Origin of the sequence: Streptomyces sp. NPDC007917 (genome assembly GCF_042959105.1) — a bacterium.
Classification (GTDB): domain Bacteria; phylum Actinomycetota; class Actinomycetes; order Streptomycetales; family Streptomycetaceae; genus Streptomyces.
Genome location: NZ_JBIBKK010000006.1, coordinates 179,642 through 202,155, shown reverse-complemented (window position 1 = coordinate 202,155; position 22,514 = coordinate 179,642). Strand labels below are relative to the sequence as shown.

Annotated in this window: 20 protein-coding genes and 2 pseudogenes; 12 read left to right on the top strand and 10 right to left on the bottom strand. The window is 68.2% G+C overall.

Annotated features, from left to right (window positions below; translation table 11 throughout):
* Nucleotides 1-35 precede the first annotated feature (35 nt).
* On the top strand, nt 36-308 hold the full coding sequence (locus ACFZDL_RS13725; protein ID WP_353589280.1) for an SUKH-4 family immunity protein: 273 nt from the start codon (nt 36-38) through the stop codon (nt 306-308).
* A gap of 151 nt (nt 309-459) precedes the next feature.
* Here the strand turns inward: ACFZDL_RS13725 and ACFZDL_RS13720 are convergent, their stop codons facing one another.
* The 4 genes from ACFZDL_RS13720 to ACFZDL_RS13705 all read right to left on the bottom strand — a co-directional run bounded on the left by ACFZDL_RS13720 (nt 460) and on the right by ACFZDL_RS13705 (nt 5,681).
* A complete protein-coding gene (locus tag ACFZDL_RS13720) occupies nt 460-702 on the bottom strand; it encodes a DUF5302 domain-containing protein (protein WP_353589278.1) in 243 nt (80 codons plus the stop codon).
* Between the two features lie 159 nt (nt 703-861).
* The gene (locus ACFZDL_RS13715; protein WP_391191117.1) at nt 862-2,277 is read right to left on the bottom strand and encodes a DEAD/DEAH box helicase; all 1,416 of its coding nucleotides are present in this window, start codon (nt 2,275-2,277) and stop codon (nt 862-864) included.
* Nucleotides 2,278-2,603: 326 nt separating this feature from the next.
* Entirely contained in the window at nt 2,604-4,130 is a 1,527-nt protein-coding gene (locus ACFZDL_RS13710) for a serine/threonine-protein kinase (RefSeq protein ID WP_353589274.1), read from the bottom strand.
* Between the two features lie 258 nt (nt 4,131-4,388).
* Entirely contained in the window at nt 4,389-5,681 is a 1,293-nt protein-coding gene (locus ACFZDL_RS13705) for a serine/threonine-protein kinase (protein WP_353589272.1), read from the bottom strand.
* A gap of 234 nt (nt 5,682-5,915) precedes the next feature.
* Here ACFZDL_RS13705 and ACFZDL_RS13700 point away from each other — a divergent pair, with 234 nt between their 5' ends.
* The 7 genes from ACFZDL_RS13700 to ACFZDL_RS13670 all read left to right on the top strand — a co-directional run bounded on the left by ACFZDL_RS13700 (nt 5,916) and on the right by ACFZDL_RS13670 (nt 12,670).
* Nucleotides 5,916-6,086: a hypothetical protein gene (locus ACFZDL_RS13700; RefSeq protein ID WP_353589270.1), complete on the top strand. Its 171-nt coding sequence runs from the start codon at nt 5,916-5,918 to the stop codon at nt 6,084-6,086.
* Between the two features lie 10 nt (nt 6,087-6,096).
* Nucleotides 6,097-6,390, top strand: coding sequence for a WXG100 family type VII secretion target (locus ACFZDL_RS13695; RefSeq protein WP_353589268.1), 294 nt, complete (start codon nt 6,097-6,099; stop codon nt 6,388-6,390).
* A 20-nt stretch (nt 6,391-6,410) separates the two neighbouring features.
* Nucleotides 6,411-10,733 carry a DUF6531 domain-containing protein gene (locus ACFZDL_RS13690; protein WP_353589266.1) on the top strand — a complete coding sequence of 1,441 codons (4,323 nt, stop codon included), beginning with the start codon at nt 6,411-6,413 and terminating at the stop codon, nt 10,731-10,733.
* Nucleotides 10,730-11,191, top strand: a complete 462-nt coding sequence (locus ACFZDL_RS13685) for an SUKH-3 domain-containing protein (protein WP_353589264.1) — start codon at nt 10,730-10,732, stop codon at nt 11,189-11,191. Before ACFZDL_RS13690 ends, ACFZDL_RS13685 begins: the two co-directional genes overlap by 4 nt.
* A gap of 294 nt (nt 11,192-11,485) precedes the next feature.
* A complete protein-coding gene (locus ACFZDL_RS13680) occupies nt 11,486-11,719 on the top strand; it encodes a type II toxin-antitoxin system VapB family antitoxin (protein WP_353589262.1) in 234 nt (77 codons plus the stop codon).
* Nucleotides 11,716-12,123 carry a PIN domain nuclease gene (locus ACFZDL_RS13675; protein WP_353589260.1) on the top strand — a complete coding sequence of 136 codons (408 nt, stop codon included), beginning with the start codon at nt 11,716-11,718 and terminating at the stop codon, nt 12,121-12,123. Before ACFZDL_RS13680 ends, ACFZDL_RS13675 begins: the two co-directional genes overlap by 4 nt.
* 157 nt (nt 12,124-12,280) lie before the next feature.
* Nucleotides 12,281-12,670 carry a hypothetical protein gene (locus ACFZDL_RS13670; RefSeq protein ID WP_353589258.1) on the top strand — a complete coding sequence of 130 codons (390 nt, stop codon included), beginning with the start codon at nt 12,281-12,283 and terminating at the stop codon, nt 12,668-12,670.
* Between the two features lie 108 nt (nt 12,671-12,778).
* On the opposite strand, the gene ACFZDL_RS13665 is transcribed toward ACFZDL_RS13670, so the two are convergent.
* The gene (locus ACFZDL_RS13665; RefSeq protein WP_353589256.1) at nt 12,779-13,183 is read right to left on the bottom strand and encodes a PIN domain-containing protein; all 405 of its coding nucleotides are present in this window, start codon (nt 13,181-13,183) and stop codon (nt 12,779-12,781) included.
* 40 nt (nt 13,184-13,223) lie between these two features.
* Nucleotides 13,224-13,436, bottom strand: a pseudogene (locus ACFZDL_RS13660) (type II toxin-antitoxin system VapB family antitoxin); the annotation flags it as partial.
* A 465-nt stretch (nt 13,437-13,901) separates the two neighbouring features.
* On the opposite strand from ACFZDL_RS13660, the gene ACFZDL_RS13655 reads away from it, so the two are divergent.
* Nucleotides 13,902-14,117, top strand: coding sequence for a type II toxin-antitoxin system VapB family antitoxin (locus tag ACFZDL_RS13655; RefSeq protein ID WP_353589254.1), 216 nt, complete (start codon nt 13,902-13,904; stop codon nt 14,115-14,117).
* Nucleotides 14,114-14,530, top strand: coding sequence for a PIN domain nuclease (locus ACFZDL_RS13650; RefSeq protein WP_353589252.1), 417 nt, complete (start codon nt 14,114-14,116; stop codon nt 14,528-14,530). Before ACFZDL_RS13655 ends, ACFZDL_RS13650 begins: the two co-directional genes overlap by 4 nt.
* A 130-nt stretch (nt 14,531-14,660) precedes the next feature.
* On the opposite strand, the pseudogene ACFZDL_RS13645 reads toward ACFZDL_RS13650, so the two are convergent.
* A pseudogene (locus ACFZDL_RS13645) lies at nt 14,661-15,206 on the bottom strand (transcriptional regulator); the annotation flags it as partial.
* A gap of 154 nt (nt 15,207-15,360) precedes the next feature.
* Between ACFZDL_RS13645 and ACFZDL_RS13640 the strand changes: the two are divergent.
* Nucleotides 15,361-16,539 (top strand): GDSL-type esterase/lipase family protein, encoded by a 1,179-nt coding sequence (locus tag ACFZDL_RS13640; protein ID WP_353589251.1) that lies wholly within the window; start codon nt 15,361-15,363, stop codon nt 16,537-16,539.
* A 17-nt stretch (nt 16,540-16,556) separates the two neighbouring features.
* Here ACFZDL_RS13640 and ACFZDL_RS13635 read toward each other — a convergent pair whose 3' ends face one another.
* The gene (locus ACFZDL_RS13635; RefSeq protein ID WP_353589250.1) at nt 16,557-17,516 is read right to left on the bottom strand and encodes a LysR family transcriptional regulator; all 960 of its coding nucleotides are present in this window, start codon (nt 17,514-17,516) and stop codon (nt 16,557-16,559) included.
* A gap of 144 nt (nt 17,517-17,660) precedes the next feature.
* Here ACFZDL_RS13635 and dnaE point away from each other — a divergent pair, with 144 nt between their 5' ends.
* Nucleotides 17,661-21,257 carry a DNA polymerase III subunit alpha gene (gene dnaE / locus ACFZDL_RS13630; protein ID WP_353589248.1) on the top strand — a complete coding sequence of 1,199 codons (3,597 nt, stop codon included), beginning with the start codon at nt 17,661-17,663 and terminating at the stop codon, nt 21,255-21,257.
* A 29-nt stretch (nt 21,258-21,286) separates the two neighbouring features.
* On the opposite strand, the gene ACFZDL_RS13625 is transcribed toward dnaE, so the two are convergent.
* Together ACFZDL_RS13625 and ACFZDL_RS13620 are read right to left on the bottom strand one after the other, a co-directional pair.
* Nucleotides 21,287-22,123: an MBL fold metallo-hydrolase gene (locus ACFZDL_RS13625; protein ID WP_353589247.1), complete on the bottom strand. Its 837-nt coding sequence runs from the start codon at nt 22,121-22,123 to the stop codon at nt 21,287-21,289.
* A gap of 65 nt (nt 22,124-22,188) precedes the next feature.
* On the bottom strand, nt 22,189-22,512 hold the full coding sequence (locus ACFZDL_RS13620) for a hypothetical protein (RefSeq protein ID WP_353589246.1): 324 nt from the start codon (nt 22,510-22,512) through the stop codon (nt 22,189-22,191).
* Between the last annotated feature and the right edge of the window lie 2 nt (nt 22,513-22,514).

Here is a 22,514-nt window from a genome sequence, read left to right as displayed (position 1 = left end):
GGCCGTCGGCGTCCCCACCGGAACGCTCTGGCTGTGTGAGCTTCGACGCGGAGACCGTGCAGGAACTCCACACGGACGTCTCCTCCCTCGTCCAGGTCACCCTCCGGTTCCAGCGCCTGCTCGAGGAGTTCACCTTCAGCGGCGACGACGGCGACGAGGAAGCCGACTTCGAGCGCCTTGAGCGCGAGGTCGAACGTATCCGCCGGGAGATGAGCGGCATTGACCCGCTCCCCTTCCAGCGCGATGACACCTGGGCCCGGATCTTCAGGCCGCGGCCGAGGCGAAAGGGCGGCTCCGCGGCGGGCTGACCCGTCCACAGCACGGGCACCGGTAGAGCGCGGTGTCGCGCGGCTGAGTCGTGGCGGATCTTCCGCAGGTCCCGGTGCGGTCCGAATCGAATGTCGTCAATCTCCGCGGTCGTGCTCACTTGGAGCGGGAATGCTGAAATAGCTCATTGACTCAGCCGCCGCTCTTGCGCCGGAACGACCGCTGGCTCGCAGCCGGGCCGTTCGCCCTGCGGACCTTCGACGCCTCGACGTTCGCAGCGTGGTCAGCGGCGTCCGCCTGCGCAACCCGCTTGCGCGCCAGGGCCTCCCGGAACTTGCGTTTCAGGTCGTAGTGGCCGTCGCTGTCGGGCACCAGGGCGGACGTCTCGGGGTCGGTCGGCTCCGAACCTTCTTGGGATGCAGACTCTGCGGTCATGGCGACCTCCTGGGTTCGGGCAGTGGGAAGCACAGCTTGTCATACCTGGGCACACGACGAGGGCGTTCATCTCGTAGGTGTATGCACAGGAGGGTTTCGGGCCGGGCTGGAGGCATCCGTTCCGGGCTCGGAAGTATCCGATTACCAGGGCAGCGGCTCTCAACCGCCACGACGCACCCGGGCCGCCTTGCGGGCTTCGGCGAGCTTGCGGGCCTCGCCCGCCTTTCGGGACTTGCCGCCGGCGCCGCGGGAGGTGCCCTTGCCGGTGCCCAGGCCGCGGAAGGGAGCGTTGGTGTTCTTGGGCCGGGGCGCGGCGGGCCTGTCGTCGAGCGGGGTGCCGGAGGGGGCCTTGGCCCCGGTGATCCGGCTCAGCTCCGCCTCGCCCGAGCGTACCTTGGTGATGGTCGGCTCGATGCCGGCCTCTGCCATCAGCCGGCTCATCTCGCGGCGCCGGCCCGCCGGCACCAACGTGACGACGCTGCCGGACTCACCGGCCCGGGCTGTACGGCCCGCGCGGTGCACATAGTCCTTGGGGTCGGTGGGCGGGTCGACGTTGACCACGAGATCGAGGTCGTCGACGTGCAGGCCACGGGCCGCGACATTGGTCGCCACCAGGACGGTGATCTGGCCGTTCTTGAACTGCGCCAGGGTCCGTGTGCGCTGCGGCTGGGACTTGCCGCTGTGCAGGGCCGCGGCGTGCACTCCGCTGGCTCGCAGATGCCGGGTGAGCTGGTCGACCGCGTGCTTGGTGTCCAGGAACAGCAGTACGCGGCCGTCGCGGGCGGCGATCTCCGTGGTGACGGCGTACCGGTCGGGGCCGTGGACGACCAGAACATGGTGGTCCATCGTCGTGACCGCGCCCGCGGACTGGTCGACCGAGTGGACGACGGGGTCGTGGAGGTAGCGGCGGACCAGGTGGTCGACGTCGCGGTCCAAAGTGGCCGAGAACAGCATCCGCTGACCGTCGGGGTGCACCTGGTCGAGCACCTCGGTCACCTGCGGCAGGAAGCCCATGTCGCACATCTGGTCGGCCTCGTCGAGGACGGTGATCCCCACCCGCCCCAGGCGGCAGGCCCTGCGCTCGATGAGGTCGTGCAGACGGCCGGGGGTGGCGACGACCACCTCGGCTCCATGGCGCAGCGCAGCGGCCTGCCGGCCGATCGACATGCCGCCGACGACCGTGGCCATCCGCAGCCGCAGCGCCTCTGCGTACGGCGCGAGCGCCTCGGTGACCTGTTGGGCCAGCTCTCGGGTAGGCACCAGGATCAGAGCCAGGGGCTGCTTCGGTTCCGCGCGCCGCCCAGCCGTCCGTACGAGCAGCGGTAGGCCGAACGCGAGAGTCTTGCCCGATCCGGTGCGCCCGCGCCCCAGGACGTCGCGTCCCGCGAGGGCGTTGGGCAGCGTGGCTGCTTGGATCGGGAAGGGCTCGCGCACGCCGAGTTCGCCGAGCGTTCGCAGCACCTCGGCTGGCAGTTCCAGGTCGGCGAAGGAAGCGACCGGGGGCACCGTTGGCGCAGTGGTCATGATCGGGGCGAGATCGCTGTGCGAGGTGCCGGGGAGATCAGGGTGATTCATGAAGAGCCTTCCGCATGCGAACGTACCGAGGAAGGCCCGGTAGGAATGAGCAGTCGACGAACAAGAGGAACCGGACAGGCAGGATCGCCAACCGTCACGAGCACGCAAAACCATGAGGCTAACACGAAGCGACAGCCCCCCGCGTCCCGAGATCACGGCCCGGCGGTCTCGGCCTCAGCCGGCCGTCTGCCCGCTACTTCCCCCGGCTGCCGGCCCTTGCGCGGTTACGCCCTCGATAGCCGTCCCCGTCACTCCAGTGGAGAGCACCGGGCATCGTGACCCCAGCGGCGTCCGGCGGGCGCGTGAGGCGGCCCATCAGCTGGTTTTCATGACAGCTCGATGAGCCAACTGTCCCCGCTCCGCCGTAAAATCCACACACCGGACACACCGAGCTGATCGTTGAGCCTGTCGACGACGACACGGGCTTTTGAGTTGTCCATCAGCTCGACGGACTTGACCTCGACCGGGTCGGTGACATTCGCGTAATGCCCGGCGAGTTTCCCGTTTTCGCTTCTCCTGCGCTCGTCTGCGTTGCCGCATTCGGGAAACCTCATAGCGCTGCTGACGTGCGCACGAAAAACCAGGAGTCGGCATGCGGCATCGAAATCGTACCTGCTATAGGCCCAAATGAAATCCAATGTGACCTTTTGTGCTTGCTTTTTAAGTTTCTCCTCATCTTTGGGTTCTTCGCTGGTGGGGAAGAAGGCGAAGGCTCCAGCTACCAGAAGAATCATCGCCATCACCGCAAGGGCGATCCACGTGGCCTTTCTCCTCTTCGCTCCGGATGTGCGGATCGAGGGGTCGGCTGGTGGGGAGTCCGGAACGGGGCCGGCTGGGTGGACGTCGGTGTGCTGTCTGACGGTGGTGGGGTGGTCCTCCCAGGTGGCCTGGGAGGAGGGTGTCGGCGGAGCTGAGGGCGTGGGTGGTGGGGTGGTTGTCGGTGTTGCGGTTGTGGTGTGGTCCTCGCTCGTCGTCCGGCCGGGGCGGGGTGGTCCTGCTGCGGGCGGTGTTGTGGTGGTCGCGATGGTGGGGGATGGGAGCAGGGCGCGGGCTTCCTCGCTGGTCATCCGGGCGGCGGTGTCGCGGGTGAGGAGTCCGGTGATCAATGGCAGGAGTGGAGGACGGCAGCTCAGCGGCGGTAGTTCGTCATGGAGGATGGCGTGCAGGGTGGCGGCCGTGGTCTGTCGGGCGAATGGATCGTGTCCCTCGACGGCGTGGAACAAGGTGGCGCCCAGCGACCACAGGTCCGCTGAAGGTGAGGGGTCTGCTCCTTCGAATAGCTCTGGGGCCATGTAGCCGGTTGAGCCTGCGATGCCGTGGCGGGTCAGGCGGGTGTCGTCCATGGCGTGGGCGATGCCGAAGTCGACGAGCTTCACCTCATCGCCGGGCAGCACCATGATGTTGCTCGGTTTGATGTCCCGGTGGACCAGCCCGATCGAGTGCGCGGCGTCCAAAGCGGCCAGCAACTGCCCTGCCATGCGGCTGACTCGCGCCTCGGGCAGGGCTGCGTTCCGCTGCAGGAGCTCTGCCAGCGAGGGGGCCTCCACCAGCTCCATGACGATGTAGACGGCGTCATCCTCAGGCGTCGCGGGAACGAGATCGTAGATCGCCACCACGCCTGGATGGTTGAGCCGGCCCGCCGTACGCGCCTCGCGCAGCGCCCGCTCCGCGAACACCGACCGCTCCTCATCCGACAGCCCGGGCGGAACGCGTAATTCCTTGACCGCGACCGAGCGCCCGATCAACTCATCGTGCCCTCTCCACACCACCCCCATCGCACCCCGGCCCAGCACCCCTGCCAGTCGGTACCGTCCGGCTATCAGCCGTTGGGCCTCCTGGGAACCCGTCTCCACAACCGCGCTCCTATCGCCCGCCCGCCGACGCCCCCCGTGCTGGCCTTACAGAAGATTAGCCAGCGGCACCATCAAGTAAAGATCTCACGGGGGAGTTCGCGAGCCTTGTGGATTTCGATGGCGACCCACCGGTAAGCCGATGCACCCGCGACCCGCACGGGAGTCGACCCGCCGCGCTCCGATATGCGGCTCCCGCTGGCGCATCCCTTGGGCGGTGTTTCAGACCCATGCCGCCACTCCTGCACGCCCGTAGAGCCGTCATCTCGGGTGACGCAGTTTCCGGCACCCACAGACGTCGAGGACCGCGTCGAGCTCCGCCGCCCACTGCTTGAGGAGGTTCCTGGACGGCGCCTCGACACCGGCCGTGTACCAGCGACGGGAGGTGGTTTGGACCGTGACGGAGAACCGGCGCCCGAGCCGGGCCGTGGCGATCTCGACCGCGTCTATCTCACTCCAGTCGAAATCAGCCGTTTCGCCGTCCAGCCGGAACGTGATGCCTGCACTGTTCGCAGTGATCGAGCTGTGGCGGTCGGCGGCCTCGAAGGGCTCGATTGTCGGGGTGACGGTGGTCGGGTGGTACGCCCAGGTGGCCTCGCCGAAGCTGACTGGTGCTGCCGGTGGCGGTGTGGCCGATGTTGTTGCTGTTGGGCTGGTGGCTATGGCGTGATCTGGCCGGACGGCTGCCCTCGGGCCGGTGGGCGTCGCTGCCGGCGGCGGTGCGGTGGTGCTGGCCTGGAGCAGAGCGCTGGCTTGTTGGCCGGTGATCCGGCCGGTGGTGTCGCGGGTGAGCAGGCCGACGACCAGGGTCGACAGCGGGGGATGGCTGTTCAGCGGTGGCAGGTGATCGTGGAGGATGGCGTGCAGGGTGGCGGCGGGGGTCTGGCGGGCGAATGGATCGTGTCCTTCGGTGGCGTGGAACAGGGTGGCGCCCAGGGACCACAGGTCCGTCGCCGGTGTGGGGGCTGCTCCTTGGAAGAGTTCTGGGGCCATGTAGCCGGTGGAGCCTGCGATGCCGTGGCGGGTCAGGCGGGTGTCGTCCATGGCGTGGGCGATGCCGAAGTCGACGAGCTTCACCTGGTCGCCGGGCAGCACCATGATGTTGCTCGGTTTGATGTCCCGGTGCACGAGCCCGATCGAGTGCGCGGCGTCCAAAGCGGCCAGCAACTGCCCGGCTATACGGGCCACTCGCTCCTGGGGCAGGGTCCTGTACCACTCCAGGAGCTCCGCCAGCGAGGGCGCCTCCACGAGTTCCATGACGATGTAGACGGCGTCGTCCTCGGGTGTCGACGGCACGAGATCGTGGATCGCCACGACACCTGGGTGGTTGAGCCGGCCGGCCGTACGGGGCTCGCGCAGCGCCCGCTCTGCGAACGTCGACCGCTCCTCGGCCGACAGCCCTGCCGGAGTACGCAACTCCTTGACGGCCACGGCCCGTCCGATCAGTTCATCGGTCGCCTTCCAGACCACCCCCATCCCGCCCCGGCCCAGCACCTCCGTGAGCCGGTACCGCCCTGCCACCAGCCGTTGTGCCCCCTGGGAATCCGTCCCCACAACCGCACTCCTGTCGGAAATCGCCCACCGGCCGACGGCCCGGCGCGCTAGCCTTACAGCAGGTTAGCCAGCGGTGCCATCACGTAAAGATCTCACGGGGGAGGTCACGACCGGATGGCTGGGAATTTCGCCTGCGATCCGCAGGAAGCCGAGCTGATCGCACGGGAGTTGACCCGCTTGCGCTCCGATATGCGGCTCTCGTTGCCGCGCCCCCCGGGGAGTGCTACGAGCGGGATGGGTTCCGGGGCGGTCGAGGCGGCGATGAGTGAATTCGTCCAGGCCGTGACCGTAACCCGGGCCGAGCTGATCGCCGCGGTGGGCTCGGCAGCAGGGTTGTTCGCCGGGCTGGCGGAAGGCACGCTCGACCTGGACAAGGCGTTCGCTGACCGAGCTACGGAGACATGAGGGGGCCCTGATGACGGATGTGAATGTCGGCTACGACGGTGTGAACCGGGCGGCCGGGCAGTTGAAGACCGGGCAGACCGAGATGAGCGGACAGCTCCAGTCCCTCAAGACCATGATCGACCAGTTGGTGACCAGCGAGTTCCGCACCCAGCTGGCGTCGGGCAAGTTCCAGGACTCCTACCAGCAGTGGACCACGGGCGCCCAGAACATGCTCCAGGGCCTGGAGGGCATGGCCGCCTATCTGACCGAGGTCGTACGGTCCCACCAGGAACTGGATGCCAAGCTCGCCGGGGGCGCCGGCTGACCTGACCGGGGACCGGAGATATGGAGGACTGGAGCGTCCTGGACCTCACGGGAGACCCCGTCCCGGGCGACCCCGCACGGATCCAGACCCTGGCAGCACAGCTGAAGCGTGAAGCCGAGCACGCCGAACAGCACACCAGCCGGCTCCGCCAGGTCGCCGCCAACAGCGGCGACCTCCGCATGCAAGGAGACTACGCCCCACGATTCCTGCGCAGGCTCGCCGAACTCCCCGAGCAGGCAGCACGCTTAGGGCCAGCGCACGAAAAATGCGGCAACGCCCTTGCCGCGTACGCGCAACAACTGGAGCAGGCCAAGATTCAGTCCCGGGCCGCACTGAGCCGCGGCATGCAGGCGGACGCCCAGTACCAAGCCGCCTTACAGCAGTTCTGCTCACTTGTGCCCGTGACCTTCTCCGGAGGCGGCGGCATCTGGCGCGGCCTGAACGCGGCGACCGCGGGGCAGCTCAGCCAGTACCAGCGTCCTGAAATCCGCCAGACGGCTGTCCGCATCGGCAGCTACGCCGGACAAGCCGAACAGGAACGGCAAGCAGCGGCCCAGATGGCCCGTGCAGCCGCACGGGCCGCAAGCGAAGCCGAGACCATCTGCGCACAGGCCATACGCGCAGCGGCACCGAGGGGCGGCGGTGCGCCCGGCCAGCGAGGGGTTCTTCCCGGGCCTGGCGCGGCAGGCGGAAACCTGTCGACAGCCGCCGCGGCAGGGCTCAACGGCGGAGGCAGGCAGGGAGGGGCCTCTGGCCCGGGCACGGGCCAAGGCCGTGAGCAGGTCCGGAACCCGCGTGAGGCGGGCCGTCCGCAGGAGTCGGTCTGCCCCGGCGGTGAGCCGGTGGACATGGCGACCGGGCGAATGTTCATCGAGCAGATGGATGTGTCCCTGCCGGGCTTGCTGCCACTGCTGTTCAAGCGTTCCTTCGAGTCCGGGTACCAGGCCGGGCGCTGGATGGGGCCGCGCTGGGTGTGCACCTTCGACGAGCGGCTGGAGATCGATGCTGAGGGCGTCGTCTACCTCAGTGCGGACCGCTACACGCAGGCATACCCGCACCCGGCTCCCGACGAGTCCGCGCAAGCGACGGCCGGGGTACGACAGGACCTGGAGATCGATTCCCTGTCGGGTGATTACACCCTGACTGATCGGGCCACAGGCCTGGTCCGGGAGTTCACTCGCCAGCCCGACGGTACGACGGCTCTGCTGACCCGCATCCGCGACCGGGCCGGTCACCATGTGGATTTCGCCTACGACGCCGACGGCGCGCCGCTGAGCATGACCCATTCCGGCGGCTACCGGCTCCTGGTCACCGTGTATGCGGGCCGGATCACCGCACTGCGCCTGGCCGGTGCGGGCGAGGACGGCCAGGACGTGCCGCTGACGCGGTACGGCTACACCGACGGCCATCTGTGCGCGGTGTACGACTCCTCTGGCCAGCCGCTCTGCTTCGACAACGACGCGCAGGGCCGGATCCTGTCCTGGACCGACCGCAACGGCACTCGGTACCTGTACACCTACGACGAGTTCGACCGTGTCGTCGAGGAGGGCGGTGCCGACGGCTCGCTCAGGTTCCGTTTCGAGTACGGCGTCCCGGACCCGGTCACCGGTATCCGGACCCACTCCGAGACCAACGCCCTCGGCCACACCACCCAGTACCAGGTCAACGAGCACGCCCAGATCGTCGCCCAGACCGACCCCCTGGGGAACACCACGCTCTTTGAACGGGACGAGTACGACCGGCTGCTGTCCCAGACCGACCCGCTGGGCCGCACCACTCGTCTCGCGTACGACGACGCGGGGAGGCTCGTCGCCGTCATCCGCCCGGACGGCGAGCAGTCCACGGCCGTCTACTCCGGCGACGTGCACCATCCGACGCAGATCACCCGGCCCGGCGACCGGACCTGGCAGCAGACCTTCGACGAGGTCGGCCGCCGCACCTCCCTCACTGACCCCACCGGCGCCACCACGCGCTACCGCTACGACACATTCGGCCACCTCGCCTCAGTCACCGACGCTCTCGGCCACACCACCCTCGTGCGGTGTAACCCGGTCGGCCTGCCCGTCGAGGTCATCGACCCGACCGGGGCCACCAGCCGGTACGAGCGAGACGCCTTCGGCCGGGTTACCGCCGTCACCGACCAGTTGGGCGGCGTCACCCGGCTGACCTGGAGCGTCGAGGGCCTGCTGACCTCGTACACGTCCGCGGACGGGAGCGCCGAGACCTGGACGTACGATGACGAGGGAAATCTCCTCGCGCACACCGACCGGCTCGGCCAGGTCACCGGATTCGAGTACACGCCCTTCGAGACCGTCGCCGCCCGCACCAACCCCGACGGCACCCGTCTCACCTTCGGCTACGACGCACACATGCAGCTCGTATCCGTCACCAACACTCTGGGACAGACCTGGAAACACACCTACGACGCCGCCGGGCGACTGGTGGCGGAGACGGATTTCCACGGCCGGAGCATCGGCTACGAGCTGGACGCCGGGGGACAGGTGGTGGCGCGGACGAACCCGAGCGGGCAGCGGATCCAGTACGCCTATGACGTGCTCGGCCGCATCGTGAAGAAGAACACCGACGACTCGATCGCCACCTACGCCTACAATGCGGCCGGGGACTTGATCCGGGCCACCAACCCGGACGCCGATCTGCACCGTGCCGTCGATCCTCTCGGCCGCCTGCTCGCCGAGACTGTGGACGGCCGCACCCTTACCCACACCCTGGACGCCCTCGGCCGCCGCGTCAGCCGTACCACCCCCAGCGGTCACACCAGCACCTGGACCTGCGACGCGGCAGGCCGCCGCACTTCCCTGACCACCAGCGGCGGCAGGCTCGACTTCGCCTACGACGTCGCCGGGCACGAGTACGAACGCACGCTGGACGGCCGCCTCATTCTGACCAGCACCTGGGACATCGAGCACCGCCTCACCGGCCAGATCCTCCGCTCCGACCAGGCGGTGCTGCAGCGCCGCGCCTACGCCTACCGCGCCGATGGAGCCCTGACCGGCATCGACGACGAGCTCAGCGGCCCACGGACCTTCGACCTCGACGCCGTCGGCCGCGTCACCGCTGTCCACGCCCCCACCTGGACTGAGAACTACGCCTACGACCCGGCCGGGAACCTCACCGACGCGCACTGGCCCACTACCGACGCCGCCGCAGGGGTCGCCGCCGCAGCGGTCGGCGCCCGCACCTACACCGGCACCCAGCTCGGCACCGCCGGCCGCGTCCGCTACGAATACGACGCCGCGGGCCGCACCACCCTCCGCCAGATCACCCGTTTGTCGAAGAAGCCCGCCACCTGGCACTACACCTGGGACGCCGAAGACCGCCTCACCCACGTCACCACGCCCGACGGCACCCGCTGGACCTACCTCTACGACCCCCTCGGCCGCCGGATCGCCAAGCACCGCCTTGCCCCCGACGGCGCCACGGTCGAGGAACGGACCGACTTCACGTGGGACGGCTCGACTCTGGCCGAACAGACCACCCGCGCCCCCAGCCTTCCCGGTCCGCACACCGTGAGCTGGGACCACCGAGGGCTGCACCCGCTGGCCCAGACCGAGACCACCGCCCCCCCGGCGACCGCCGAGACCCCGCAGGACCAGATCGACCGCCGGTTCTTCGCGATCGTCACCGACCTCATCGGCACACCAACCGAACTCGTCGACACCACCACCGGCGCCATCGCCTGGCGGGCCGTCCACACCTTGTGGGGCATCACCACCTGGCCGACTGACAGCGCCACCACCACACCGCTGCGCTTCCCCGGGCAGTACTTCGACCCCGAAACCAGCCTGCACTACAACCTCAACCGCTACTACGACCCCACCACCGCCCGCTACACCACCCCGGACCCGCTCGGCCTCGCCCCCGCCCTCAACCCCGACGCATACGTTCACAACCCACACACCTGGTGCGACCCGCTCGGCCTGATGCCGGATGAAGACGACGCCCTCAAGAAGCAGCTGATGGACCTGGCCAAGGCACGCGTCCAGCAGGTCGCCGACAGCCTCGGAGAGGACGACGTACCTCCGGGCGCCTACTGCGTGGGCCGGGACCGGACCACCGGTAAGATCTACTACGCCGAAAGCGGCTCGGCGACCGGCCATCATCGGTCCGTGATCAATGCGATGCCTGTTGAGTCGCAGCACCCGTCCGAGCGCCCGCCAGGAGTATGCGCGGAACCACGCATGTTCACCAAGGCCATCAAGGACGGTGCGGATCCCAAGAACATCGATCTGGTGACCGTCAACACCAAGGGCAAGAGGTTCAAGATGTGCCAGAACTGCGCGACCTGGGTGCCCGGCTTCGGAGGAAAGGTATTGACAGGATGAACACCACCCCCGACCGGCGGGCGCTCCAGGAAGTCCGGAACGCTCTGTCGGGGACCGCCGGGCTCGAGGTTCACCCCTTGGACATCGAGGAGGCCTGCCTCAAGTACGCCGAGGACGGGTACGAAGTCACCCCTCAACTCCGAGAATTCCTCGCGGCCTACGGCGAACTCACCGTGACCTGGGTATCACGTGAGTGGAAGTGCGAACTCACGACATCGGTCGAGAGGACACTGGAGTCCACCCACGCCACGCCCAGGACCCTGGGTGTCCTCGCCAAACGCCTCGGCTTTCCTGTCCTGTTGGTTGGCACCGTGTTCGACACCGAGGAGGCGGTGCTCCTCGCGGAGAACGGCGACGTCCTGCTCTACGGGGACGCTGGATTCCAGCGGGTCGCGAACGATTTCAGCAACGCACTACGAGCGGTCGTCACGGATACCTGGGACAAGACGTTCTTCTGACCAGCGTCCACGCTGTTGGGGCCGAAGGCGGCCTGCCGGACCTGACGGGTCCCGTCGAGATTCCGGCTGACCCGCACCAGGCCGACCGCTGAACGTCTCGGCGTGATCTCCTGCACGTTCGCCGGTGGCACTCGTGGCCAGAGGCGCGGTGCCAAGCTGGGGTGGAGCCTGTGAGGGGTCATCGAACGGCGGGTGCGCCGATCGTTGTCTTGTCTCGTGATGGCGTACGAGGCGCATGTTGGCGATGTATCATGGCTATGTACATCGAGTATTCGCAGTTTGGGGTGCGGTGGCATGTCTGTGACCCAGATCGATCTAGACGATGAGGCGCTCGCCGAGGCTATGCGTCTCATGGGCTCGACTACGAAGAAGGACACCGTCAACGCGGCCCTGCGGGACTATGTGGCGCGGATCAAGCGGCTTGAAGCCGCCGAGAGACTGGCTGCCCGGGGGGAGCGTGGCGAGTTCGAGGCCGCGGCGGCCGCGCACAAAGCCGCCAAGCGCGCGCGGCGGGCAGCCTTCGAGTGATCACGTACCTTCTCGACACGTCGGCTCTGTGGCATCTCTTCCGCACGCCGGGGGCGCTGCAGCCCTGGGAAGGGCACATTGCCGCCGGCGTGTTCTTCATCTGCGAGCCCACACGTGCCGAGTTCCTTTACTCAGCTACCAGCCCGGCCCACCGCGACGAGTTGGCTGAGGAACTGGATGCCTTGTGTCAGTTCTCACCGGTTCCGAAGAATGCCTGGCGCTGGGTGGACACGGCGCAGTACAAGCTCACGCAGCGCGGACAGCATCGCGCTGCGGGCGCTCTTGACCTTCTGGTGTGTGCGACCTCGGTCCACCACGGGCACACCGTGCTCCACGTGGACAACGACTTCGTAGCCGTGGCGGCTGTCTTGAAGGACGTGGAACAACGAGACATACGTTCCTGACCGTGACCCGCCCGGGGGGCGACGGTCCAGCCGAGTGTGCCGCGACCCGAGCTGAGTGCCGCTGTCTGTTGGTGGTCGGCCGAGAAGCACCCCCGCAAGGCGACCAGGTAGCCCATTTCCTCACGACAATGGACCGGGCCTGGAACAATGTGGTGCAATGCACACCTGCGCCAACCAGCGCCTGTTCTGCTCCACGGACTGCGTCCACACCTGGTTGCAGAAGTCAGGCCACGATCGCGGCTACGTCATGGATCTGGGCACCCTGTGGCGCTTCGCCGACGACTGGTACACCGAACGCCTGGGACCGGGCTACACCCGCCGCGACCCCACCTCCGCCACCGCCTACTTCGCCAAGGTCGGCCTGCACGGATCTTTCTGGGGGCTGCCTGACTGGTCTGGATGCACCTGCCACCTCGCAGGTCCCGAGCCGGCGTGGCGCCCGCCGCCCGGCAGGCTCGCAGGGTTCGGCGAGCAGCGGATCGAGTACGAGCCGCCCACGGCCTTGCCGCCCTGCACCATCACCGACGGCCTCACCCGTAGCACGTAGGAGCACGGCACCGTGATGGACAGCGGGTGCGCCTGTCTCAACAGTGCCCAGGTGAAGCCCCGTTGGGAGACAGGGTCTGGCTCATCCAGGACTCCTCCGGCTGCGGGGCTACCGCTTGAGGTCGATCATGCGCACCGGCTGGCTCGTGGTCCGGGCGATGGTTTCGAAGTCCGGGTCGTAGTGGAGCAGGGCGAGACCGGCCTCTTCGGCGGCAGCGGCCACGAGGAGATCGATAGGGCCCGCAGTGCGATGCTCGCCCTTCGCGGTGAGCTGCTCCTGGACCACGCGAGCGCGTCGATGGATGCCGTCCGGCATCGGGCACCATGCGTCGAGCGCTGCCTTCAGCCGGGCGCGGTCGGTGGCCGATCGGGCGGAGTAGAGGACCTCCAGCTCTGTGATGTCGCAGATCGCTACGAGACCGGCACCGATCCGGTCGTCCCACTCGGCCGTGTTCTGGCCGAGCAGGACGCGGGCGAGGGCGGAGGCGTCGATGAGGTAGTCGGCGACGCTCACTCATCCACCCTTGCGGCGCGCCCGGCGCCGGTGAGCTCGTGGGCCGGTACTTGCTCTTGTCCAGGAGCAGATCCACATCCAGGGCTCCGTCGGCAACCAGTTCACGCGCCTCTTCGAGTGAGCGCAGCCGCCGGTAACGGGCTGTGACCTCGCGCAGGGCGGTGTTGATGGTGTCGCGCTTGGTGGTGGTGCCGAGTTCTCTGGCGGCGGCTTCCAGCGCCTCGTCGTCGAGGTCGATCACGGTGCGGCTCACGACACCCCTTCGATACATACGGCAATTTATGCCAGTACCTATCACGCCAAGGTGGGGCGAGGCGGGATGCCATCCCCTCCCGGCCTGTGAAAACCTCACGAACGAGCATGGAGGGGCAAGGGCCGCCAAGATCCTCGAAGGGCTCATAATCCGTCGTCTGTGGGTTTGAGTCCGCCCCGCCCCGCCACGGCAGGGCTCCCGCCTGCAGAACGCCTCGCCCGTGAAGTCGGAGGGTGAGTTCTGGCCCGGTGGGGAGAGTGGGTTCGGCGCCCCTGAGGCCTGTGATGGCTGGTGCTTCGGCGGCCTGCTCGCATGCGTCGGTTCGTGGCTCGTGCGTGGGCACGGTGTGCCGACGGCGTCCGGCCGCGCATCCGCATCGACGCACGTGCAACACATGGCGATATCTAGTGGCGTGAAATTTGATATCATCGGGAGGTGTGGGTGCGCCGGCCTGGAGGAGGACTCATGACGCGAACCTTGATCGATGTCGATGACGAGATGCTTGCCGAGGCCGCGGAGATCTTTGGGACCACGACCAAGGTCGCCACGGTGAACGCCGCGCTGGAGGACGCGATCAAGCGGCGTAAGCGTGCATCGTTCCTGAACTGGCTTGCCGAAGGTGGCCTGCCGGACCTGACGGGGCCTGTTGAGGCTCCAGCTGATCCGCACCAGGCCGCATGACCGATTGCTACCTCATCGACAAGTCCGCACTTGCCCGTTACCCGAAGCCAGCCGTTCGTGCAGTGATCGAACCGCTGCACAATGCGGGTCTGCTCGCCGTGTGCGGTGCCGTCGAACTCGAGGTGTTGCACAGTGCCCGATCTAAGGCCGATGCGGAACGCATCCGCGACGAGATGCGCGGCTTCGACTGGCTTTCGACCCCTGATGAGGCATGGGACCGAGCCCTGGAGGTGCAGACCCAGCTCATCGCGGCCGGTAACTGGAAGGCTCTCTCGGTCTCGGACCTCGTGATTGCGGCGACCGCCGAACGGCACGGCGCGATCGTCCTGCACTACGACGGCGACTACGACATGATCGCCGCCGTGACGGGGCAGCCAACGCGATGGGTTGCGGTGTCCGGAACAGCGGACTGAGGCCCCTCTCAGCTCGTGCGACGCGAGGGTATGCCTGCCGCCGGTCTCCTCGGGCGCGGGCTGCCCGCGGCCAGGAGGGCGGCTCGCCCACGAGAAGGGTGAGATGGAGGGGTGGGTGAGAATCCCGCGTTCAGTGGTCTGCCGCGGGGTGGCCGGCGCTTTGCGCGGCCCATGAGGCGAGGATGCGCAGACGGTCGTGGCTGGGTGTGCCGGGTTCGGCGGTCAGGGTGATGAGCTGCTGGTCGGGGTCGTCGGTGCAGGTGAGGAAGGACCAGTCGAGGGTGAGCCGGCCGGCGATCGGATGGTTCAGGGTTTTCGTGCCTGTGCCCTGGACGGCGACGCGATGGGCGCCCCACCACCGCCGGAAGTCGGGGTCCTGAAGTGACAGCTCGCCCACCAGCTCGGCCAGCCGTGGGTCTTTCGGGTCCCGGGCGGCCTCCATGCGCAGCTGCGCCAGGCTGATCTGTGCCACCCAGTCCCAGTCCGGGTACAGCGCTCTGATGGCCGGTTCGCAGAAGACCAGCCGTACGAAGTTGCGTTTCCTTTCCGGGATCCGCGCGAAGTCGGTGAACAGGGCGGCGGCCATGGGGTTCCAGGCGAGGATGTCCGTGCGCCGGCCCAGGACGACGGCCGGTGTGGTGGTCAGGTCGTCCAGCAGCCGCCGCAGCTGTGTACGACAAGGACGAGTACGTCACCCCCGCCGTCGCCGAGCTCACCGAATTCTTCGGCAAGCACCTGGCCGGCTGACTGACCGCCGACAGCCCGGCCCGCGCCGCGCCGCGCACCGGCGCACATGGACAATCGGCGATCCTGATCAACAGGATGAGGCGATGAACACCGAGCACGACACGATCACCACACCCGTCACCGAGGACATCCTGCGCGGTCACCTCGACGTGGAAACGACCGCGCACGGTCTGCTGCCGCACCGGCTGCCCGCCCGGGCGCGCCGGCAGATTCCCGACAGCCAACTGGCGGTGGCCGAGGCCCAGCCCTCCGGGGTGCGGTTGGCGTTCCGCACCCGGGCCACCACGATCGAACTGGACACGCTGCCCACCAAGCGGGTCTACCGGGGTTTCCCAGCCCCGGCGGACGGCGTGTACGACCTGCTGGTCGATGGCCGTCTCGCTGCCCAGGCCACGGTGGTCGGCGGTAACGTGCGCACGATCACCGACATGGTCACCCAGTCCTCCGAGCTGTCGGAGGGGCCGGCCGGCACCGCCCGGTTCACCGGTCTGCCGGCGGGTGACAAGGATGTCGAGATCTGGCTCCCGCATACGGAGATCACCGAGCTGATCGCCCTGCGCACCGACGCCCCCGTCGAGCGGGCGCCGGACAGCGGGCGCAGGGTGTGGCTGCATCACGGCAGTTCCATCAGCCACGGCTCGAACGCCACGCATCCGACCGCCATCTGGCCGGCCCTGGCGGCCGCCCGGGGCGGGGTGGAGCTGGTCAACATGGGGTTCGGCGGCAGCGCGCTGCTGGACCCGTTCACCGCCCGGGCGATGAGGGACACCCCCGCGGACCTGATCAGCGTCAAGCTCGGCATCAACGTCGTCAACTCCGACGCCATGCGCCTGCGCGCCTTCGGCCCCGCGGTCCACGGCTTCCTCGACACCATCCGCGAGGGGCATCCGGCGACGCCGCTGCTGGTCGTGTCCGCCATCCTGTGCCCGGTCCAGGAGGACACCCCCGGCCCGCTCGCGCCCGACTTCGACGGTGGCACCCTGCGGTTCAAGGCGACAGGCGATCCGGCCGAACGCGCCGCCGGGCGCCTGACGCTGAACGTCATCCGTGGCGAACTCGCCCGGATCGTCCGCCAGCGGGCGGCTGACGACCCGAATCTGCACTATCTCGACGGCCGTGACCTGTACGGCGAGAGGGACTATGCCGAGTTCCCGCTGCCCGACGAGGTCCACCCCGATCCGGCGGGACACCGCCGCATCGGCGAGAACTTCGCACGGCTCGTGTTCGGCGGTGGCGGTCCCTTCGCCGTCGAAACCGGCTGACCACAATCGCGGTCCCGTCACGCGTGTTCGGGCTGAGCGGGCTGAGCGGGCTGGGCCCATGTCGGGGTCCAGACGCCGGTCTCGGGGCGGCCGGGATAGGCGGAGGTGAGATGGCGGCGCAGGGCGGCCAGGGCGGGGTGGGGGTTGTCGGTGCGCCAGATCAGTGAGTGGGGATAGACCGGGGTCGGTCCTTGGAGGGGGATGCGTCGCAGGTCGTGGCCGGCGGGCCAGACGAGCGGGGTCTGCTCGCTGACGAAGGTGGCCAGCGTCGTGGAGTCCGCGATGGTGTCGAGGAGGTGCTCGATGCCGAAGTTCGGGCCGACCGCGTCGATGGTGAGACCGAACGTGGCGGCGAGTTCGTCGTAGTAGGCGGCCCACTCGGTGCCGGGCATGTTGCCGGGCATCCAGATCCGGCGCCCGGCGAGCTGGGCGGGGGCGATCGCGCGGGCGCCGGCGAACTCGTGAGCCGGTCCGGTGAACAGGTAGAGCGGTTCGTCGAAGACCGGAGTGGCCTCGATGCCGTCGGGGAGCTGCCGGCCCGGCATGCTCACGGCGCGGAAGGTCGCGTCGATCGTCCCGGACCGGATGGCGGCGATGGCCGTGTCGTAATCGAACAGGGTGACGACATCGAGGTCGGTTTCGGGATGCGCGCGGTGGAAGTCGCGCAGCAGCCCCGCCACCGAGACCCGGTGGCGGATCACGTCGACGCGCAACGCCCGGCGCCCTGGCCGCACGGAAGCGGCCGCCCGTTCCTCGGCCTGGAGGAGGGCCCGGGCGTAGGGCAGGAACGCCTGCCCGTCGATGGTGAGCCGGGCTCCGCGGGCCGTACGGCTGAACAGCTGCACACCGAGGTCCTTCTCCAGCACCGCGACGCGCTTGGACACAGCCTGTGGGGTGATCGACAGGCTGGTGGCGGCTTCCTGGAACTGTCCCGCGTCCACGGCGGCGACGAAGGTGCGCACGGCAGTGAGGTCCATGCCGCCCATCCTAGGTGGACAACCAATCGTTGAGTCCGATCACCGAAATGGTTGTTTGATTCCGGTAAGCCACGCTCGCTTTGATGTCTCCGGTCAACCTGTGGTTTGGCAAGCAGCGCCACTCACCCCGGAGGCGACCCACCCGTGCCGGATTCCTTCGTGCACCTGCACAATCACACCGAATACTCGATGCTGGACGGCGCGCAGAAGCTGAAGCCGATGTTCGGCGAGGTGGCCCGGCAGGGGATGCCCGCGATCGCGATGAGTGACCACGGCAACATGTTCGGCGCCTATGAGTTCGCGCAGGTCGCGAAGGGTTTCGAGGGGATCAGGCCGATCATCGGCATCGAGGCGTACGTGGCGCCTTCCTCTCGGTTCGCCCGGAAGCAGGAGTTCTGGGGGCCGGGAGGCCGTCGCGCCACGAGCGCGGACGGTGAGGGGTCGAAAGACGTCTCCGGTGGCGGCCGCTTCACTCATATGACCATGTGGGCGCGGAACAGCCAGGGGCTGCGGAACCTGTTCTGGCTCAGCACGCAGGCCAGCTATGAGGGTCAGTTCCCTGCCGGAAAGCCGCGCATGGACCGGGAGTTGATCGCGCAGCGGCCGGACGGGGTCATCGCCACCACCGGCTGCCCGTCCGGCGAGATCCAGACCCGTCTGCGGCTGAACCAGTACGACGAGGCGAAGGCGGCCGCCGCGGCCTATCAGGAGATCTTCGGCCGTGAGAACTACTTCCTGGAACTGATGGACCACGGCCTGGACATCGAGCGTGAGGTCCGTGAGGGCCTGCTGCGCCTGGCCAGGGAACTGAACATTCCCCTCCTGGCCACCAATGACGCGCACTACGTCACCGAGGACCAGGCCGACGCCCACGACAGCCTGCTGTGCATCGGTGTCGGCAAGAACAAGGACGACCCGGGCCGCTTCCGTTTCAACGGCTCCGGCTACTACCTCAAGACGGCCGCCGAGATGCGCGGCCTGTTCTCGGAGCTCCCGGAGGCCTGCGACAACACCCTGCTGATCGCCGAGCGCGTCGAGTCCTACGACGAGGTCTTCGATTACGTCGACGAGATGCCGCGGTTCCCGGACGTGCCCGAAGGCGAGACCCAGGAGTCGTGGCTGCGCGAGGAAGTCCTGGGGGGTCTGGCGATGCGCTACGGGGACCCCGTCCCCCAGCACATCCTGGAGCGCTTCGAGACCGAGATGTCGGTGATCGGCCCCATGGGATTCAGCTCCTACTTCCTCGTCGTGGCGGACATCTGCCGCCACGCCCGGGAGAACAGGATCCCGCTCGGCCCCGGCCGCGGCTCGTGCACCGGCTCGATCGTCGCCTACGCCACCCGCATCACCGAGCTGTGCCCCCTGCAACACGGCCTGCTGTTCGAACGCTTTCTCAACCCCGAGCGCATCAACCCGCCGGATGTCGACCTCGACTTCGACGACCGTCAGCGCGACCGGATGGTCCGCTACGTCACCGAGAAGTACGGCGAGGAGTACACCGCCATGGTGAACACGTTCGGCAAGATCAAGGCCAAGAACGCGATCAAGGACTCCTCGCGCATCCTCGGCTACCCCTACGCCCACGGCGAGCGGATCACCAAGGCGCTGCCGCCGGACCAGAACGGCAAGTCCGCCCCGCTGGCCGTCCTCTTCGACTCCTCCCACGAGCGGTACGGCGAGGCCGGGGAGATCCGGCAGATGTATGACAACGAACAGGATGTGAAGCGGGTCATCGACACCGCGCGCGGGGTGGAGGGCCTCACCCGCGGCACCGGCGTGCACGCCGCGGCGGTGATCCTCTCCAAAACGAAGCTCACCGACCGCATTCCGCTGCACATGCGTGCCTCGGACGGCGTGAAGATCACCGGTTTCGACTACCCGTCCTGCGAAGCCATGGGCCTGATCAAGATGGACTTCCTGGGGCTGCGGAACCTGGGCGTCATCGACCAGGCCATCGAGAACATCCGCGAGAACCGGGGCATCAGTCTGGCCACCGTGGATCCCCTGGACGGCGACCCGTCCACCGTCGCGATCCCCCTGGACGACGCCAGGACATACCGGCTGCTGGCCGAGGGCAACACCTTCGGTGTCTTCCAGCTCGACGGCGGCGGCATGCGCGTCCTGCTGAAGCAGATGGAACCCACCCGGTTCGAGGACATCGCCGCGGTCAACGCCCTCTACCGGCCCGGCCCCATGGCGGCCAACGCGCACACCAACTACGCGCACCGCAAAACCGGACGCCAGGAGATCACCCCGATCCACCCCGAGCTGCGCGACGCTCTGGAGCCGATCCTCGGCAACACCTTCCATCTGCTCGTCTACCAGGAGCAGATCATGGCCATCGCCCGGGAACTGGCCGGATACACCCTCGGCGGCGCCGACCTGCTGCGCCGTGCGATGGGCAAGAAGAAACCGGAAGTGCTGGCCGCGGAGTGGGACAAGTTCCACTCCGGCATGCGCGGCAATGGATACGGCGAGGAAGCCATCAAGGCCCTGTGGGACGTCATGCTCCCGTTCTCCGGCTACGCGTTCAACAAGTCCCACACCGCCGGCTACGGCCTCGTCTCGTACTGGACCGCCTACCTCAAGGCGAACTACCCGGCCGAGTACATGGCCGCCCTGCTCACCTCGGTCGGCGACGACAAGGACAAGGCCGCGGTCTACCTCGCCGACGCCCGCAAGAACGGCGTCCGCGTCCTGCAGCCCGACGTGAACGAGTCCGTCGCCGAGTTCACCGCCGTCGGTGACGACGTACGGTTCGGGCTGCGATCCGTACGCAACGTCGGCGACAACGTCATCGAGGCCATCATCGACGCGCGCCGCCGGAAGGGGAAATTCGCCTCCTTCCCCGACTTCCTCGACCAGGTCGACCTGCCCGCGCTGAACAAACGAGCTGTGGAATCCCTGATCAAGGCCGGCACCTTCGACTCCCTGGGCCATTCCCGCAAAGGCCTCACCGCCGTCCACGAGGACGCCATCGACGCGATCATCCCCGTGAAGAAGGCGGCGAGTTACGGACAGGACGACCTCTTCGCCGGTCTGGGCGACGAGGAGAGCAGCGCACCGGCCTTCGGCCTCGACTTCTCCCTCGACGACGCGGAGTGGCCCCGCCGGCAGCTCCTGGCGACCGAACGCGACATGCTGGGCCTGTACGTATCGGCCCACCCGCTGGACGGCGCCGAGCACATCCTTGCCAGGGCACGGGACTGTTCCATCGCCGAACTGCTCGCCTCCGGCCGCACCACCGGGGACGTACAGCTCTCCGGACTGATCACCGGCATCCAGCTCAAGATGACCAAACAGGGCAACACCTGGGCCATCGTGAACCTCGCGGACCGTGATGCCGGCATCGAGGTCCTCTTCTTCCCCGCCGCATACCAGCTCGTGCAGCACGCACTGGCCGAAGACAACGTCATCGCCGTCAGGGGAAAGATCGAAGACAGAGACGGCACCATGAACATCTTCGGTCGCGAACTCTCCGTCCTCGACATCTCCTCCGCCGAAATCGGCGGCAAGCCACCCGTGAGGCTCGCACTCCCCTCGCACCGCGTCACCGAACAGTCCGTCAAGGAACTCAAGCGCATCCTCGCGGCCCACCCGGGCGACAGCCCCGTACACCTCAGTGTCCGCGGCGCACGCAAGACCACCGTCTACGCCCTCCAGGCCACGGTGGACCCCACGACCATCGCCTCCGATGTCAAAGGCACCTTCGGAGCCGACGCCTGGCAAGGCATCGCATGACAGGAGCCTGTGCGGCGCGGAGTGAACGCTCAGGCCACGGCTTCGGCGCCGACCGTCACCCGCTCGCCCGGCGAGCAGCGCAGGATGTGTGCGTCGTGCCCGCGGCGCCCGGCCTCGGCGAGGAAGTCGGAGAGCGGTGAGCGGAAGACGGTGTAGTCGTCGTAATGGACGGGCATCGCCCGGCCTGGACGGATCAGGTCGAGCAGGTCGGCGCCCTGTTCCGCGTCCATGGTGACCACCGTGGAGCCGGGCAGGGTGGTCCCGCCGAGGTGCAGGACCGCCAGGTGGATGTCGGGGCAGCGGCGGGGGATGTCGCGCAGGCCGTCGTACATCAGCGTGTCGCCGGTGAGGTAGAGGACCAGGCGGATCTCGCCCGAGCGGTCACCGAACTCCAGCAGGCTGCCCATCACCGGCGGCAGCAGGGCGCGAGCCGGGCCCTGCGCGTGGCGTCCGGGCAGTGAGGTGACGCGTACCAGGGAGTCGCCGTGCAAGAGGGTGTGGCTCTGCCATGTGCGCAGGCCCACCGCGCGGTGGAACCCGAACAGGCCCTGGAGGAAACGGGAGGCGTGCGGGGTCGTCACGAAGGGGAGCCCCCGGTCCAGGCCACGCCGGGCCACGCGGTCGAAGTGGTCGCCGTGCAGATGGGACAGCACGACCGCGTCCAGGTCCTCGTGGGGCAGGTCGGCGACGCCCAGGGCGGGCTCCGTCAGCCGGCGGGAGACAAGCCCGTAGCCGAGGTGGGCGCGCTGCCCACGGTGGAGGAAGTTCGGGTCGGTCAGCAGCGTCAGGTTTCCGTAGCGGATCAGTAGCGTGGCGTTGCCGATGAACATGATCTCCGCGGTGCCCTCGGGCGGTGTGTGCCGCATGGCGCACTCCCTCCGTCGCGTTCTGCGCCCGTGTGCTGCTCCCCGAGTGGCCGGCGAACCCGCGATCACGCCTCTTCGAGGACTTCGCCGAGGTTGCGGATGGTCTCGTTGCTGTGGCTGGTGGCGAGGAGGTGGCCGAGGCCGACGGCGGCAGCGACCGGCCACTCGATCACTCCGGCCGTGGCGAGGCCGCAGAGTCCGGCGTAGAAGACGAGTTGTTTGCGCGGCGGGAAGGTGATGGCGCCGATCAGGGGCAGATCCAGGCGCCCGGTACTGAGCCGCTCCGCGTAGGCGGCGGCTCGGTGTCCGGCCGTGGAGTCCGGGCGGTCGCGGGCGGGGGGTGTCCCCGCATTCCGTGCCTTGTCCTTGGACGGGGGAGTCGCCGGCATCG